This window comes from Reichenbachiella faecimaris, assembly GCF_900176375.1.
GTDB lineage: Bacteria > Bacteroidota > Bacteroidia > Cytophagales > Cyclobacteriaceae > Reichenbachiella > Reichenbachiella faecimaris.
In genome coordinates this window covers 421,424-437,605 of the sequence record NZ_FWYF01000002.1, presented here as the reverse complement: position 1 = coordinate 437,605, position 16,182 = coordinate 421,424, and the positions used below count along the sequence as shown (strand labels likewise).

General features: G+C 35.9%; 15 protein-coding genes. 1 reads left to right on the top strand and 14 read right to left on the bottom strand.

The genetic code is table 11. The features are described 5' to 3' along the window. Positions 1 to 2 precede the first annotated feature (2 nt). Positions 3 to 1,073: a peptide chain release factor 1 gene (gene prfA, locus B9A58_RS09770; RefSeq protein WP_084373199.1), complete on the bottom strand. Its 1,071-nt coding sequence runs from the start codon at positions 1,071 to 1,073 to the stop codon at positions 3 to 5. A 154-nt stretch (positions 1,074 to 1,227) separates the two neighbouring features. Here prfA and B9A58_RS09765 point away from each other — a divergent pair, with 154 nt between their 5' ends. Further along, entirely contained in the window at positions 1,228 to 1,779 is a 552-nt protein-coding gene (locus B9A58_RS09765; protein ID WP_084372663.1) for a hypothetical protein, read from the top strand. Here the strand turns inward: B9A58_RS09765 and B9A58_RS09760 are convergent. The 13 genes from B9A58_RS09760 to B9A58_RS09700 all read right to left on the bottom strand — a co-directional run bounded on the left by B9A58_RS09760 (position 1,776) and on the right by B9A58_RS09700 (position 16,166). Further along, positions 1,776 to 2,642 carry a universal stress protein gene (locus B9A58_RS09760; RefSeq protein WP_084372662.1) on the bottom strand — a complete coding sequence of 289 codons (867 nt, stop codon included), beginning with the start codon at positions 2,640 to 2,642 and terminating at the stop codon, positions 1,776 to 1,778. The two genes, B9A58_RS09765 and B9A58_RS09760, sit on opposite strands and share 4 nt — an antisense overlap. A gap of 103 nt (positions 2,643 to 2,745) precedes the next feature. Then, positions 2,746 to 4,620 carry an asparagine synthase (glutamine-hydrolyzing) gene (gene asnB / locus B9A58_RS09755; RefSeq protein ID WP_084372661.1) on the bottom strand — a complete coding sequence of 625 codons (1,875 nt, stop codon included), beginning with the start codon at positions 4,618 to 4,620 and terminating at the stop codon, positions 2,746 to 2,748. A 232-nt stretch (positions 4,621 to 4,852) separates the two neighbouring features. After that, positions 4,853 to 5,020: a hypothetical protein gene (locus B9A58_RS09750; protein ID WP_221407847.1), complete on the bottom strand. Its 168-nt coding sequence runs from the start codon at positions 5,018 to 5,020 to the stop codon at positions 4,853 to 4,855. A 64-nt stretch (positions 5,021 to 5,084) separates the two neighbouring features. Continuing rightward, entirely contained in the window at positions 5,085 to 6,110 is a 1,026-nt protein-coding gene (pheS, locus tag B9A58_RS09745; protein WP_084372660.1) for a phenylalanine--tRNA ligase subunit alpha, read from the bottom strand. Between the two features lie 163 nt (positions 6,111 to 6,273). Further along, positions 6,274 to 7,653: an undecaprenyl-phosphate glucose phosphotransferase gene (locus B9A58_RS09740; protein ID WP_084372659.1), complete on the bottom strand. Its 1,380-nt coding sequence runs from the start codon at positions 7,651 to 7,653 to the stop codon at positions 6,274 to 6,276. A 66-nt stretch (positions 7,654 to 7,719) separates the two neighbouring features. After that, positions 7,720 to 8,640, bottom strand: coding sequence for a GDP-mannose 4,6-dehydratase (locus B9A58_RS09735; protein WP_139793822.1), 921 nt, complete (start codon positions 8,638 to 8,640; stop codon positions 7,720 to 7,722). Continuing rightward, the gene (gene gmd, locus B9A58_RS09730; RefSeq protein ID WP_084372657.1) at positions 8,597 to 9,631 is read right to left on the bottom strand and encodes a GDP-mannose 4,6-dehydratase; all 1,035 of its coding nucleotides are present in this window, start codon (positions 9,629 to 9,631) and stop codon (positions 8,597 to 8,599) included. The genes B9A58_RS09735 and gmd overlap by 44 nt, the downstream gene beginning before the upstream one ends. After that, on the bottom strand, positions 9,631 to 10,737 hold the full coding sequence (locus B9A58_RS09725) for a glycosyltransferase (RefSeq protein WP_245827052.1): 1,107 nt from the start codon (positions 10,735 to 10,737) through the stop codon (positions 9,631 to 9,633). The genes gmd and B9A58_RS09725 overlap by 1 nt, the downstream gene beginning before the upstream one ends. Continuing rightward, complete coding sequence (locus tag B9A58_RS09720; protein WP_084372656.1) at positions 10,734 to 11,855, bottom strand: glycosyltransferase family 4 protein; 1,122 nt, start codon at positions 11,853 to 11,855, stop codon at positions 10,734 to 10,736. Before B9A58_RS09720 ends, B9A58_RS09725 begins: the two co-directional genes overlap by 4 nt. An 11-nt stretch (positions 11,856 to 11,866) precedes the next feature. Continuing rightward, complete coding sequence (locus tag B9A58_RS09715; protein ID WP_139793821.1) at positions 11,867 to 13,114, bottom strand: hypothetical protein; 1,248 nt, start codon at positions 13,112 to 13,114, stop codon at positions 11,867 to 11,869. 17 nt (positions 13,115 to 13,131) lie between these two features. Further along, complete coding sequence (locus tag B9A58_RS09710; RefSeq protein WP_084372654.1) at positions 13,132 to 14,319, bottom strand: glycosyltransferase; 1,188 nt, start codon at positions 14,317 to 14,319, stop codon at positions 13,132 to 13,134. Positions 14,320 to 14,358: 39 nt separating this feature from the next. Beyond that, the gene (locus B9A58_RS09705; RefSeq protein ID WP_176214741.1) at positions 14,359 to 15,150 is read right to left on the bottom strand and encodes a 6-hydroxymethylpterin diphosphokinase MptE-like protein; all 792 of its coding nucleotides are present in this window, start codon (positions 15,148 to 15,150) and stop codon (positions 14,359 to 14,361) included. 215 nt (positions 15,151 to 15,365) lie between these two features. Then, entirely contained in the window at positions 15,366 to 16,166 is an 801-nt protein-coding gene (locus B9A58_RS09700) for a hypothetical protein (protein WP_084372652.1), read from the bottom strand. Positions 16,167 to 16,182 lie beyond the last annotated feature (16 nt).

Below are 16,182 nucleotides of genomic sequence, written 5' to 3'. Positions count from 1 at the left end.
GATTAAACTTCTCCGTCTTTTAGTTTTTCGGCATTCTCCGCGATTCTGAGTTGCTCTATGAATTCGCCAATTTCCCCATCCATCACGGTTGGTAAATTGTGCTGAGAATAACCAATTCTATGATCAGTGACACGACCTTGAGGATAGTTGTACGTTCTGATCTTGTCCGAACGATCCCCACTGCCCACCATTGATTTTCTTTGCGCACCCACTTCGTCATTGTGTTTTTTTAACTCGATGTCATAGATCCTTCCACGAAGTACTTTTAGTGCTTTTTCAAGGTTTTTGATTTGACTTTTCTCATCCTGGCAAGACACTACCAATCCAGTCGGAAGGTGCGTTAAACGAATGGCTGAATAAGTGGTGTTTACTGACTGACCACCTGGGCCACTAGAACAGAAAGTGTCTTTTCTCACATCGTTCATATCAATTTGAACATCCACCTCTTCCATTTCTGGAAGTACGGCAACCGTGGCCGCCGAGGTATGCACGCGTCCTTGAGTTTCAGTAGCTGGGACACGCTGGACACGATGCACTCCAGATTCAAATTTCATTTTGCCGTATACATCTTCCCCTGAGATCATACTGATTATTTCTTTGTACCCTCCAGAGCTTCCCTCTGTCAAGTCCATTACACCAAGCTTCCAGCCATTTTTTTCACAATAGCGTTGGTACATCCGAAACAGATCTCCTGCAAATATGGCGGCTTCATCACCTCCAGTACCCGCACGAATCTCCAGAATACTGTTTTTGTCATCGTTTGGATCTTTTGGAATAAGCATTTGCTTAATTTCTTCCTCCAGTTCTTCCTTTTTAGGTTCTAATTCGTCCAATTCCATCTTGGCCATTTCTCTAAACTCTGGATCTTTCTCTGTTTCCAGAATTTCTTTTGAGTTGGCCAGGTTTTCGAGTACGTTTTTGTACTCTTCATATTTATTGACAATTTTCTCAAGATCTTTATATTCCTTACTCAGTTTCGAATAGTATGACATGTCAGACATAGCGTCTGGCTGAACTATGAGTTGTCCTACTTCTTCGAATCTATGTTTGATCTCCTCTAATTTCTCTTTCATTTTCAACAAATTTGAAAGCAAATCTAATAAATACTCTGATGCTATTAGATGAAATGTCAGATTCCAAATGTTCATTATTCTTTCATCTGGAATCCAAGTTATCTAAATCACGTAAACACTTTTTTAATCAACCATGCGTGGCGAAATTTGTATTATGAATAAGACTTTGGTACTGGCTCTTTTAATTGGCTTGGTTTCTTGTTTGTCTCCTGACGACATGGCCGTCACTTCTGACCCTGATGCAAAGGCACTAGATCATTTATTGATGTCTGCTTTAACAAATCAATCGCATGTGCAGTTGAAAAAGGTGGTTGAACTAGACAGCAGCATAGAGACGAGTGAAATTCCATTTGACACTTTGATTGTAAAAAAAGACTTGAAGACGTTGATGGAATATTCGTTTGCAAGATTGATCCGGTCAGCCAACTACAACAAGACGAGCCAGGAAGCTGGTATTTTGTATGAAAGGAAGAAGAAAGAAAAGAAAGGGCCCGTTTCTATATTTATCAATAAAAACAAAAATGGAGTGATCCATTCTATGGATGTTAGATTTGAAGAAGAAAATTATCTTTATCGATCGAGTCAGCAGATTCAGTTGTATTTCGAAAATAACAGCTTAATCAATTACAAGATTGAGGGTAGTCGAAAACTGATAGGTTTGGATCGTTCCAATTACCTTATTGAGGTAAATATCGGGAACTCTTAGAGCTTCATTAAAGTCTCAAAGAAACCCATATTCTCGGCTTTATTTTTTACAACCAGACAGGCGATTTCACGATCATAGCTGATCAAATTGACAGCTGTACTGCCTTTAAGAAGTGAAGCCATTTTTGTCCTTCCTCTTGATGCCACAATAATCATATCGGCTTGCCGCTCCTTTGCCATTTCATAAATGTTGTCAGAGGGGTTTTGATCTTCATCCAATTCGAATATGAGCTCATATTTTGACTCATCCAGAGATTGCTCCCTCTTAAACTGCTCGTATTCTCGCCTTTTATTCTTGTCCATGATTTCGGCCATTTCATCATAGCTTTTGCCAGTATGGGTATAGCCAGAAGGCACAAAATAAACATGATGCAATAGAACCTCTATGTCTCCAGCTTTTTCTTTAATGTCAAGTGCAGCATTGATTGCTGTGACCGAACTGCTGGAAAAATCAAGTGGTATAATCACCTTGGCTAACTTTAGTTTAGCCGTAGGGGGAACCAAAAGTACGGAACACTGTGCTTCATTGATCAGTCGTGCCGCATGCTTACCAGTAGACTCAGTTTTTGGTTTGATGCCTAAGATGACTAAGTCAACGATTTTGAATTCGGACCACTTTAAAATCTGAACGGCATTTTTTCCTTGATGAATTTGCATTTCAGTTTCACAAGGAGCCGTGAAATGCTCTTGAATTTTCTCTTGAAAATATTTTTTAACCTTAAGGCTCAAGTTTTTCTGCGCGATATGAACAAAATAAACCTTATCACATCCGGCCAGTTCGGCTATCATGGAGCTATACTTTATGATGTGTTCATCTAAAGGTGAGGAGTCCAGACAGACCAAGAATTTATTCAGATTTTGCATGCCAGTTGATTTAATAGAAGTCGAATGAGAATAAAATTAATCTAAATCTTGAATAATTGTCCTTGATGTGAGATTGATTTTTCTAATATCTGATGGTATCTGTCTACAGATACTTGGAATGCCATTTTTGAAACACATACAGTCCCCAGACGCGTGCATGAGTGTCTTCTGGATTTCTTGAGAAAAGCTGTTTTTTCAATCTTTCAATTTCGGACCAATTAAAAAGTCCTTGACTGATAATTTTTTCTTTGTCGAATAGATGCTCATTTAGCTCACCACTTAATGAAGTTTTCAACCAATCAAGTAATGGAATTTCGAATCCTTTTTTTGGTCGGTTATAGAGTTCTACTGGAAGAATGCTGCGATAGGTGTCTTGCAATATCTTTTTTCGAATTGATCCATTGAGTTTCATACTCTCAGGTAAGCTGAACACAAAATCTACTAACTCATGATCCAAAAATGGTACGCGTACCTCCAGACTATTGGCCATGGACATGAGATCCACTTTTTTGAGCATGTCATTGGGCAAAACAAATTTTGTATCCAGTCTCAAGAGGTCATTTATGCTTTTGACGTCAGTCATTGGTTCCATCCAAGAATTCCTTTGCGAATAGTTATTTAATGGATGTTTGAGCAATTGATTGACCTGAGTTTGTGAGGTGAAAGAGGCCAAAAACCAATAACGATCCGTAGCATTCATTTTCATGGCGTTTGCAAATCTTTCAACTTGTCTGGCCGCATTGCTCAAAGCACCTGATCGAGACTTGGGGAGGAAATGCGCTACTGGGTTAATTAATGAAATCAAGGTTTTAAATTTCCAATTGTTTTCCATTTTCCACCAGGCAGAATGTTTGTTGTATCCAGAAAAAATCTCGTCTGCACCATCTCCAGAAAGGGCCACGGTGACATGCTCACGTGTTTTTTTGCTCAACAAGTAGACAGGTATGGCAGACGAGTCTGCAAAGGGTTCATCTATATGGTCTATAATGCTACTTAGATGATTGGTGATTTCCTCATTGGTCAGTTTGAAAGTGGTATGATCAGTTTTGAATTTTTGAGCTACTAACTCGGCGTAATGTGTTTCATCAAAAAAATGGTTCTCTTCAAACCCGATAGAGAAGGTTTTTAACGATTGGGTTTGACCTGACGCCACAGATGTGATCACACTGGAGTCAATACCACCACTCAAAAAACACCCCAAAGGAACGTCTGCAATCATGCGTCGTTCGACTGATTTTTCTAGAAGATTTTGTAGTTGAGTCTTTGCTGAATGGTAGTTTAAAGGTGAAGTTTGTAAGTTGTCATTTGGGACATCATAGTATTGATGTTTACTTATCTGACCATTTTGTACTGTCATATAATGGCCAGGCTCTAATTTTTTCACCCCTCTGAGCATGGTCAGTGGAGATGGGGTATAGTTCAGTTGCAGGTAGTAGTTGAGGGCTTCTTGATCGATTTCCTTTTCAATATCATAAGAGAGCATGGCATTCATTTCTGACCCAAATAGAAATTTGGAATCGTCATAAAAATAGAGGAGAGGTTTGATTCCTAGCCGATCTCTTGCAATGAATAATGAATTTTCAAGTGAGTCGTAAATAGCAAAGGCAAAAAAGCCGTTTAGTTTGTTAAAGCAGTCTTTGCCCTCCTGCGCAAAAAGATGCAACAGAACTTCTGTGTCAGAGTCAGATTTGAATTGAATGCCTTTGGATAAGAGCTCTTTTCTTAGCTTCTGGTAGTTGAATATTTCACCATTAAAGGTGATAACATATCTGCCATCTAAAATCTGAAAAGGTTGATTACCATTTGAGCTGGTATCAATGATAGAGAGTCGCTGATGTCCTAATCCTACTGACTGTGTGGAGTATATCCCCTGATTGTCTGGTCCACGATGAGCAAGGGTGTGTGTTGCTTTTTCGAGATTGGCAAGATTAATTCTTCCAATTTCATTGAATGCCAGTATGCCTGTGATGCCGCACATAAGTGTTTAGATTTAGTCTTATTTTGTAGGTGTTTCAAATAACCATGTTGGGCAGCATGTCCTCAAGCCGGACGGGCTCCTACTTTTTTCATTGCCAAAAAAGTAAGCAAAAAGGCTAGAAAATTTCAAAACTCACCCAATTATCATTGGGCTCAGACAGTGAAATTTTCGATAAATTATTTGAGAAAAACAAATTACAAAGAATTTCATGCTGCAAATATTTCTTCATGAATTATGTGTAATCTAACCACTTTAGGAACGTCTTTTTTAAAATGACATTTAATGGCCTCCTTAATATTTTCTTTCTGTTCTTCCACGCTGTCACCATCAGTAAGTGCTGATTGTGAGCTTCATGCCTTCCTTCAGGAGATTCCTCTACTATTAAAATGATTTCGCTCATATCAGATATTAAAAGTAAAAGTATTGAATTAGCCTAAAGGCTCAACATAAGGGCAAAAGCTTTATTAAAAAGTTCCCTGAAATTGTCTTAGGAAACGAACGTCATTTTCTGAGAAGAGTCGCAAATCATTGATTTGATATTTGAGCATGGCGATTCGTTCGATCCCCATACCAAAAGCAAAACCCGTATATTCCTCAGGGTCTATGCCACAATTGGCTAACACATTAGGATCTACCATTCCAGATCCAGCAATCTCTACCCACTTCGTGTATTTACAGACGTTACAGCCCTTTCCTTGGCAGATGAAGCAGCTAATGTCAATTTCTGCGCTTGGTTCAGTAAATGGGAAATAAGAAGGCCGTAGTCTAATTTTAGTGTTTTCGCCGAACATTTCCTTAGCAAAATGATACAGGGTTTGTTTCAAATCTTTGAATCCCACGTTTTTATCAACGTATAATCCTTCTACTTGATGAAAGAAGCAGTGAGCACGAGCAGAAATGGCCTCATTTCTGTATACGCGCCCAGGCATGATGGAGCGGAAAGGAGGTTGGCCGCCTTCCATCATTCTGATTTGCACGTTAGAAGTGTGGGTTCTTAATACTTTATCTGGATTTTTTTCAATGAAGAAGGTATCCTGCATTTCTCTTGCAGGATGGTTCTCAGGGAAATTGAGAGCTGTAAAATTGTAAAAATCTTCTTCTATTTCTGGACCACTTGCCACATTAAAGCCCATGCGTTCAAAAATCTCAATGATCTTATTGCGAGTTGTTGTCAATGGGTGGACACTTCCGTTTTCATTTGGTACATCAGGAAGCGTAAGGTCTATTCCTTTACTGGTACTTTCGTTTGAGCTATGGTCTAAGGAATCAGCCAAAGATTTGAATTTGTCTTGGGCCAGTGTTTTCAATTCATTTAATGCCTGACCAAATGCTTTTTTTTGATCATTGGGCACATTTCTGAAATCATTAAAAAGTTCGGTAACGACACTTTTTTTACTAATGAACTTCATTCTGAATTGCTCCAAGTCATCCGCAACTTTTGCTTCTGCGGATTTAATCATGGCTTTGTATTCTTCTACCTTGTCGAACATAATTATCACATTGAGGGTGCGAATTTAGGGTAGAGCACTCAGAAAATAAAGTTTATATGAGGTAAGGTGATAGGATGGACATTAACAAAAACCATTAACCATTAAGAAGTCTGAAGTTTTGAATGAAGGATTAGTGATTAACGTTAATGGTTAAGAGTTAAAGTTAATATGCTTTCTCCGTTTTAAACAAAATAGAATAGATGGTCATGAAGATAATTTTGACATCAAACCACAGACTCCAGTTTTTCACATAGAAGCGATCTAGTTTCACCCGGCCATACATTTCACTAAATCTGGCAGTTTCTCCTCTATATCCTTTGGCCTGTGCTAATCCCGTTACCCCTGGTTTTACTGCGTGACGCTGAATAAAACGGTCAATTTTAGGAGAGAATTCTTCGTTCAGTTTGATTGGGTGAGGACGAGGCCCTACTACTGACATATTGCCCAAGAAGACATTGATAAATTGTGGCAACTCATCTAGAGATGATTTTCTTAAGAAGGCTCCGATTTTCGTGATTCGCGCATCATTTTTAGTGGCCTGTTTGCTGTCCGATTCTTTGTTCACCACCATGCTTCGGAATTTCCAACAAGGGAAATATTTGTTGCCCTTCCCATGTCTGTTTTGAATGAAAAAGACGGGACCTGGAGACTCAAGTTTAATTAGCAATCCGATGAGCGGAATGAGCCATGATAAGATAAAAATCATCACCAAACTTGAAAAGATGACATCAAATGCACGTTTGGCAAATCTATTGAGCATCCTGTCCAAAGGTATAGAACTGACATTTAGTACAGGGATATTTCCATATTGCTGAACTTCAAGTTTCTTGTTGCCTACTTTGCTAAAGTCTGAAAGTAATTTGATCGTAATCAAATTGTTTTCAGCAAAGTCAATGAGCGGTTTTACGTCTTGTTCGAAGAGTTTGGGCAGGCAGCAAAAAATTACGTCTATGCTGTTTTCTTTCGCAAAATCTGGCACTTGCTCTACGGGACCTGCCACCTCAGACTGCTCGGTTTTATGGTCGAAAAAACCTTTGAAGGAGTAGCCGATTTCTGGATTGTTCTCTAAATGTCTTTTTAAGTTTCTGCCAATAGGACCGTAACCAACAATTACTATATTTCTAATGTTATACCCTTTAGTTCTGTAAAAACGAAGGATGTTAATAAATCCAACTCTCCAACCAACAATCAGTACAGAGAAGATTAGATAAGTATAAAATAAATGCTCTCTTGAGTAAAAATAAGCCCGTGTAGATGCCCACATAGTAAAAACTACTGCGAGGTTAATAGTTAATCCAAGAAGAATCTGTGAAATATAATCAACGATACTTCTTTCCCTATCTACACGGTCAAGCTTGGTCACAAAGAAGATGACCACCCAAGTAATATTCAGAAAAACAAAAAGAAACGGGTATCTGTCCCCCTGAAACCAAAAAGTGTCAAACCTAACATAATTAGCCACAAAGAAGCCAATATTCAAAAACAGCAAGTCTATGAATAGGAATAAAGCAGGAAAATATTTAGAGAATCTCCTTTTCTGCATATTGGGGGAATGCTAGGGGTTGTTTCAGTTGGCTAAGATAGGGAAAAATCTTTTTAAAAAATGTTACTAACTTTTGTACAATCTTTCAAGAAGTAGTTCAAGAGAAAATGTTTGATCTAATTTACCAATTAATGATTCTAGTTTTTTAGGGCTCCCTTTCAGTTCTTGAATTTCATTTTTTCGAACGAAACGTTTGTCAACATCTACATATATATGGTTGTCTGAAATAAGCTGCATTTTGTCAATGATCTGACGCACAGAGTGGGTGTTTCCTGAACACACATTCACAATTTCAGAATGTTTGTCAACAATTAATAATTTCTCATAAACCCAGCAGATCAACTTTACATCATTAAATTCTCTAAAAGTATCTAGGTTTCCTAGGGCGATTCTGTCACATCCTTTTTTGTATGCATCAACTATTTTTGGAACCAAAAAAGTAGACAACTGTCCTTCGCCTGTGTAATTGAAAGGTCGGGGCACAATAATATTTAGTTTGTCAAAATAAGTCTTACAAATTTGTTCGCCGACATACTTAGAATAACCATAGTGATTAATAGGGTTTGGGATTAGGCCTTCATGTAAACTAACTTCATTCTGATTTCCATAAACCACTGCACTGCTGGGCATTAAAACCTTTTTTGGTTCAATACCCGATTTGCATATAGATTCTAATAAGGATTCTGCGCCAAGAACATTGACTTTGTAGAAAAGTTCGTGATTTGGTTCTCCCACGAAAGAAATGGCAGCCAGATTTATAATATAATCTGGTTTAACTTTTCTTAGGATTGCAATTACAGCCTTACTGTCTATTATATCAACTTTAAAAACCTTGTCAGTGTCTTCAATTGAAAATGAGGTACCAAAAACTTGCCATCCTTTTTCTTCAAAATGAGCCTTTAAGTGATTTCCAGTGAAACTATCAATCCCAATAATTAATATATTAGAATGACCAGCCATTCTTATTTCTCTCAATATCTTTTTCAACCATAATTTTTGACAGTTCTTCTAGTGTAGTCATAGGCTCCCAACCCAGAACTTCTGTGGCCTTAGAGCAATCCCCGATTAACAAATCTACCTCAGCCGGTCTATAAAACTTGGGATTAACTTTTACGAGTAAATCACCAGTCTTAGCATTAATACCGATTTCAGATTCATTGTTGCCTTTCCACTCAATATCAATTCCTACACATTTAAAAGACATTGTTACAAAATCACGTACTGTTTCCGTCCTTCCAGTTGAAAGCACAAAAGCATCAGGTTTTTCTGCCTGGAGCATTTTATACATTCCTATGACATATTCCTTTGCAAACCCCCAATCTCTTTTAGCATCCATATTGCCTAACTCAATATGTGATTGTTTTCCTAGATGTATCTTAGCCACTGCATCTGTTATCTTTCTCGTAACGAATTCCTTTCCTCTCAATGGAGATTCGTGATTAAATAAAATTCCACTACTTCCAAAAATATCAAAAGACTCTCTATAGTTAACAGTTATCCAGTGACCATATAATTTTGCAACCCCATACGGACTTCTTGGGTAAAATGGGGTAGTCTCCTTTTGAGGGATTTCTTGAACTTCTCCGAACATTTCGGAGGTTGATGCTTGATAGAATTTAATTTTTGGGTTTACTGTTCTAATTCCTTCGAGCAAGTTTGTAACACCAAGACCAGTAATCAATCCAGTAGTGGTTGGCTTTTCAAATGAAACTCCTACAAAGCTTTGTGCAGCCAAATTGTAAATTTCGTCAAACTCATATTTGGAAATCAACCTGATAATGTTTCCCATATCGGTCAAATCCATTTCGATTAGTTCCAAATTCGGATTGTTCTGAATATCTAAATCTTCAATCCTCCAAAAATTTTCAGAACTTGTTCTGCGGTAGGAGCCGTAAACTTTATATCCAATGGATAACAGATGTTCAGCCAAATATGCGCCATCTTGTCCAGTAATTCCCGTAATTAGTGCTTTCTTCATTATTCTATACTGTCAATAAAGTTCTTTAATTCTGATTTAAATCGTTTCTCTGAGAATCTCTCAGCATTAGCTCTCATTTTGTTAGGGGCAAAGTTAACTTTTTCAAAAGCATTTATCGCACGATTTAGAGATTCCACAGATTGTTCGTCAAAAAAATAAGCTGTTGCATTTTTTCTGTCCAAATGATATGGGATCATTGTATCTAGGACACCACCCTTATTATATGCAATCACAGGTCTTCCTGCCGCGTTTGCTTCTAACGGCGTAATGCCATAGTCTTCGTATTGTGGAAAAATAAATCCTCTGCAGTTTTCATATAGTTTTGCCAATTCTAAATCAGACAAATTTTCTCTAAATTCAATATTTTTACCTGCAAGACCGATTAGTTTTTCTTTTTGACTTCCTCTGCCAACAATGATGAGATGTCTACCATTCTTATTAAATGCTTCAATAGCTAAGTCCACTTTCTTATAGGGTTCGAATCTAGATACAAGTAAATAGTAGTCCTCTATTTTAGAGGAAATAGAAAAATTACTTAATTCGACAGCGGGGTTGATGATTGGAATATTGTTTTTTGGATGATATGCAGCTATGAGTCTTTCTCTTGTTTCTTGAGTCATAGCAATAAAGTAATCTATTTGAGTAGACGCTTTTTTATCTACATTTTTCAGTATTGTTACTACATTATCAAATACCCACCTTATTGATCCTTTGGAATTTTTGTAAATATCATAAGACATTGGATTCCAGGCAAGCCTAAATGGTGTGTAGCAATAGGCAACAATTCTTGTTCCAGGTTGGATTTTAACATATTTTGCACAATAAGTGGTTGACATTATTACCAGGTCATAACCTTTGAGTTTAATTGATCTCATGGCTAATAACCCCAATGGAAAAAATAACCATTTCATTAGAAATTCATTTCTTGCAAACCATTGAAACCAAGAGGTTATAATGTTCTTATCTTTGAATTCAGGATATGTGGATTCCGGCCTATATGCCAACGTATAAATTGGGGCATCTGGATATAAGTTGCTTATAGTTTTAGCAACTTTTTCTGCACCTCCTCTACGCATCAGGTCATCATGAATAATTGCAACCTTCATGTTTTCAATAAGATCTCAATTTCTTTAAGTACATTTTTGTTGAACCTTTCCCAAGTGTATTCTTGAACTTTTTGCTCTCCATTTCTTCTCAATTCTGCCTTCAATGTTTCATTTACTAGAACTTGTTTAATCTGATAAGCAATGTCTTCGACATCATATGGGTTGCAATATATTGCGGCATTACCACATATCTCTGGCATACTTGAAACCTTTGATGTAATAACGGGACAGTCTAATGCCATTGCTTCAAGTGGAGGAAGTCCAAAGCCTTCATATAAGGATGGAAATAATAAAGCCTGAGAATATTTGTAGTAATCTACAAGCTCCATATCATTTATGTAACCCGTGAATCTAACATTATCTTTTAATGTTGGATTACATTCTAGTAGATCAAATATATCCTTATCTCCAGTAATGAAGCCATCTCTTTTCCCAACAATATAAAATTTTAATTCAGTATTGTTCTTTTGAACTTTTTCAAAAGCCAATAAAGCCCTGTGCAAATTTTTATGTGGCTTTATATTTCCAACATACAAAATGTAGATGATGTTGGATAAACCTTGATTGCTAATTCTGTTTTTCTCACTCAACTTCTTCAGTTTGTCAACGTCGGTGCCGCATTTAGCAACCACTAGTTTTTTGGGTCGAACCTTAAGATGTTTCAAGATTTCATTTTTGGAAAAATTAGATATGGTAATAATTACATCAGACCTCCATGCACCTAAATTGTACAATAATTTGGCATACCATCTTTTGGATAAAGACAGAGTACCCCCTAATGCCAGATGATTAACATCTGGAAAAAATGTAAGTTGCTTTTTCATTTTCCAACCGAGTATTGGAATATTATAATGCGGAGAAATGAAAATATCACAAGTTGGAATTTTCATTATGAATTCAAATTGCTCTTTTATTGAATAAATGTTTGAAGAAAATTCGATTATCGAAGTGGACTTTTTAAACCAAGGTTGTTCTATAATATTTTGTTTCTTTCCTAACAAAATTAGATTATCATATTTTTTCTGCAAACTATCAATAAGGCTAGACAAGTATCGTCCAATACCAGAAGTATTTATCATTCTAGCATCTATCACAATAATGATTCTCTGATCTTTCATAACACTAATGATCAGTTTTCGATAGTTTTCGTCCTTGAGAGACAGTAATTCATAGCAAGCGCAAAGGAAACAGCTATTTGGTAGAGATATGTTGTAATCTGCGAAACATTGGTAAGTAATAAAATGGATACAATTATTGACATGTGCCAAAATAATTTAGTGCCATTTTTTCGAGATTTTACTAGTATTCCGATAATAAATAAAATGTAAAAACAGAGTCCCAAATATCCATAAGCTCTGATAATAAATGAAAATTGATTTTCAACTAATATGGCCAAGGCGACCCCCTTTCCTGTAAGTAGTTCAAAAAAACTATTATATGCAGACATGGCCTCCTTAACTGCATTACCCCTTACAATATAGGTTCCAGTAACTAATTGATTGCCAATTTCAGACTCAACACCAAAAAATTTCAGTTTAAGATAGTATATTATAAACTCACTTTTTGAAGTTATCATAACATAAAATGCGTCTAGAGTTTGTTTATCAATATAAGCTATTAAAAAAAGTAGTATAAATGTCACAGTAGCTAAAATATATAACCACGAAATGATATTTTTTCTTGTTCCAGTTTTACCCACAAGGTAATTGCCAAATACGATTAATATAGAAGTTAGAAATACATAAGTTGCCACCCCAGTTGTAGTTGCTTGAATAACTATTCCTAATGACAAGATCAAAAATTTTATTTTATATCTTTTCAAACTATTTACGGTGAAAACCAGCAAAATAAATGCAAACAACATACTTTGACTATCTGAAGTTGGGTAGCCACTGCTGATTCTTCCGTTATATGGTCTAAATTCGGTAATGAAGGGGAAATGTATAAAGTATGAGGCAATGTTAAATAAAATATAAACCACATAAACATTGACAAAAAAGGAGATCAATGATTCATAGGTTTTGTTCGTCATTTGCTCATAGAAATTAAATAAGTATGCGATGACAAAAAATTCAATTGTCTTGACATGCATTCCTATTGGACTCAATTTTGGATTAGGCACTAAGTTTAGATATCCAATTGTTAGAAAAGTGCCAACTGTCAAAATGTAAAATGTAAATGACGTTACTGCAAAATTCTTAAATGGATTTACTATCTTAAAATCGTTATAATTGAGTACTGCAAGAAACAAAATCAATGTGACAACCTCCTTTACAAAACTAAATGAGTAGAAGATTGAATTGTGACGAATTCCATCATAAACAGCAAGAAGAATTACTGTTTTAAATAAAAAATCGAACAATTCCGTTTTTCGCATGGTCAATACCTTGAGCATCAATCAGTTTGTGGCGTATTTATTATTTCCTTATACAATGAGTAATACTGATCTATATCATCACCTTCATGAATCTTAGCCCAGCTTTTAATGTTATTAGAGAACGTTGATATCAACTTAGGCTCACTAATCAATTTTTCCATGGATTCAATTAACTCTTCCTCATTTCTATAAATAAACCCGGTCACACCTTGGACAACGCGCTCTTTTGCCCCCCCCTTATTTGAAGATATAACTGGTTTTCCAAAGCTATATGCTTCAATTAAAACTCTTGGAAATGGATCCATCCAAATGGACGGAATTATGCTCACATCAATTTGAGTGAAAAAGGTTTCCTGATCGGTCTTCCCTAGAAATTTGATTCTATTGTCATCCTTTGCAAGCTTATGACATTTTTCAGAATAATCTGAATTACCTGCTCCAGCCACTATTAAATTTATGTTTTGGCCTTTTAATATTTTAAAAGCTGTTATCATTTCAAGCACACCTTTGGTTTCATAGAGGTTCCCAATAAACCCAAATGTTATATTGTCGTTTTTCCTTTTAGATTGATTTGAATTAACTTTTTGTACTCCAGTCCGAATTACAGCTTGCTTACTATTTCGATAATAACCTCTCCGGATGTGTTCATTTAAAGTAAGTTGTGAGACTCCAACGACTGCAGATAGCCAATTACTTCCATATTTCTTTATGCGAAATATTTGCTCCCAAATTTTCATGATAAAATAGCCCGCCTTACTTGTTCGATATAGAGTTCCCGAAGGTTCAATCATGAAATATGTATTGAGAGTCTGAATGGTTGGGATTTTATGTTTGGACAAATACTTGAAAATAGAAGTCGAAAAATCCTCAATGTTTCGAAAGTGAACAAGATCTGGTTTGATCTCAGTTGCGATTAGGTTGGCTATTTCACCTGCTCTAGGGTTATAGGCCTCTAAGAGGTGCCATATAATCTTTTTAAAAATACTCTGTTTTTTAGCAAAGTAAGACCAGTAGATATTTTTAGATTTAATTCTACGTACCTTCACATTACTGATAACCTCAGTATTATTTTCTTCTCCAAAGGTTAAAACCTCAACCTCAACATCATTGTATTTGCTCAATTCTTCAGCTAACTTCTTTACGGAGTATTCTCCACCACCCCAGTAATATGGGTGATACTTTGACGATGCAATTAAAATTTTCATACCTATATCTGAATCAAGTTGGTACTAATCTTACTTTGATCAGTTTTTGAAAATTGATTTAAAATCTACGAACTCAAATGCCTCTAATTTGGAGTCTACTCCAGCATTATAAATCTTTCTGCCATCATTTAGAAACTCATCATTTGCTCTGGTATATGCTTTATTTTGAATATCAACATGTGGAACGCCAATTACATCTCCAATTTTATAATAATTATCACTTACATGAAGTCCTTTCACTTTGTCTATGTTGTCTGCAGTTATTTTTATTTTTCCTGGAGGGAATAGTTTAGGTAATTCTCCATAGTTATGATCTATCCCAATGACATAAACTTCACTGAATCCAAGAAAGTAAGCCCATTGCAACATGATATAGGATATTGTAGCTCCTAAAAAAGCTACAGAGGGAAATTCATGGGAGAATTTCGGAATATCGTTATCAAAACCATGCCTGGGACTGAAAAACAGTGAGTCTTTTGATCTGTTTATGTAATAGGCATTATTAAGTCCGACCAACTTGATTATTCCTTTCAGACGATTGATAGATTTTCTCCTAATGAAGGTCTGTTCTGTGTCTTCAAAAAACAAAAAGTTAGTTTGAAATCCTAACTCTTCGAATAGTTGGAAAATACCATTTGCACCCATGGTGATTTCATCCTTTAAAGGAGAAAGATCCATTTGTTTTAAACTAGGGCCATTGCCTAGTATAAAGCATCTTTCGCCTTCATATTTATTATAATATGTTTCGAGCTGGGTTTGATAACCATCCAAATGTCTAAATATCTTTCTTCCGTCTTTTTTAAAAGAGATACCTGGGTAATCAAAAAACATGCTTTTTGTGACAAAAGACTTTAATAACCTGGAAGGCATTTTAAAAGGTGATAAATTTAGAGAGGTATATTTCATAGCTCAATGATTATAAAATTTGTTTTTACAAACTTAGTGCGCTCTGCTTATTGATTAAAACAATTCTGACACTATTACATTAATTACCGAGGTTGAATCAATAAGATCAGAAAGGAAAAAGGGTTATGGTGAAGTTATAATTAATAATGCAAATTGGTTTCAATAACTTTTTTCCAACCCTCCGAGTTGATTCTTTTGGATAAATAAGAGGAACCAATGGTATTTAGATGACCAATATCCGCAAAACAGCTATCCGGTAAAGCCATTTTATTAAAATCCACTATTGGAACCTCTGAAAAGTACTGTTTATGAAATTTATGAACTGTTTTCTGCTCTTCAAGAAGTGTTTCATGGACTGGAGTAGAAACAAAGATTAATTTTAGGTCATGATTTTTGCAGTACTTATCTATTTTGTTCAAATACTCTAGATGAAGTGGGGAGTACTCAAAAAGGTTTTCGGGTAAAATATAGTTGTCTATTGATGCTTGGAGGTGGCTAGTGCGATTCCCTCTAAAACCACCCAGTGATTTGTCTTTTTTCCCAAAGTAATAAAAAAAATTGGTCGACTGGGCAAACCACTTTCTTATCATAATTTTTGGTTTGTGTTCAAACCAAAAATTATAATCATCCCAATCAAAGAAGGGAACATAAAGTTTCATCCTGAGTAGATGAGAATCATCAAACAACCAATGATCGACAATACCCCTTCGAATATTATGTCCACCAATTGATATGATAACGGTATCGATTTTAGGGTTAAAACGATGATAAATTTTCAATTTTTGAAAAGTATAAAAATAGGAATCTCCTCCCATGGCCAAATTCCAGGTGTTATTGAGAAGATTATCATTGAAGGATTGCTCAGCGCGGGAATCACCAATTATTAGCTTATTGGCTTTCTTGTCTGGCACAGCAGTTATTTTAAATATGATGGGATTCATTAAATGCGCTATCATT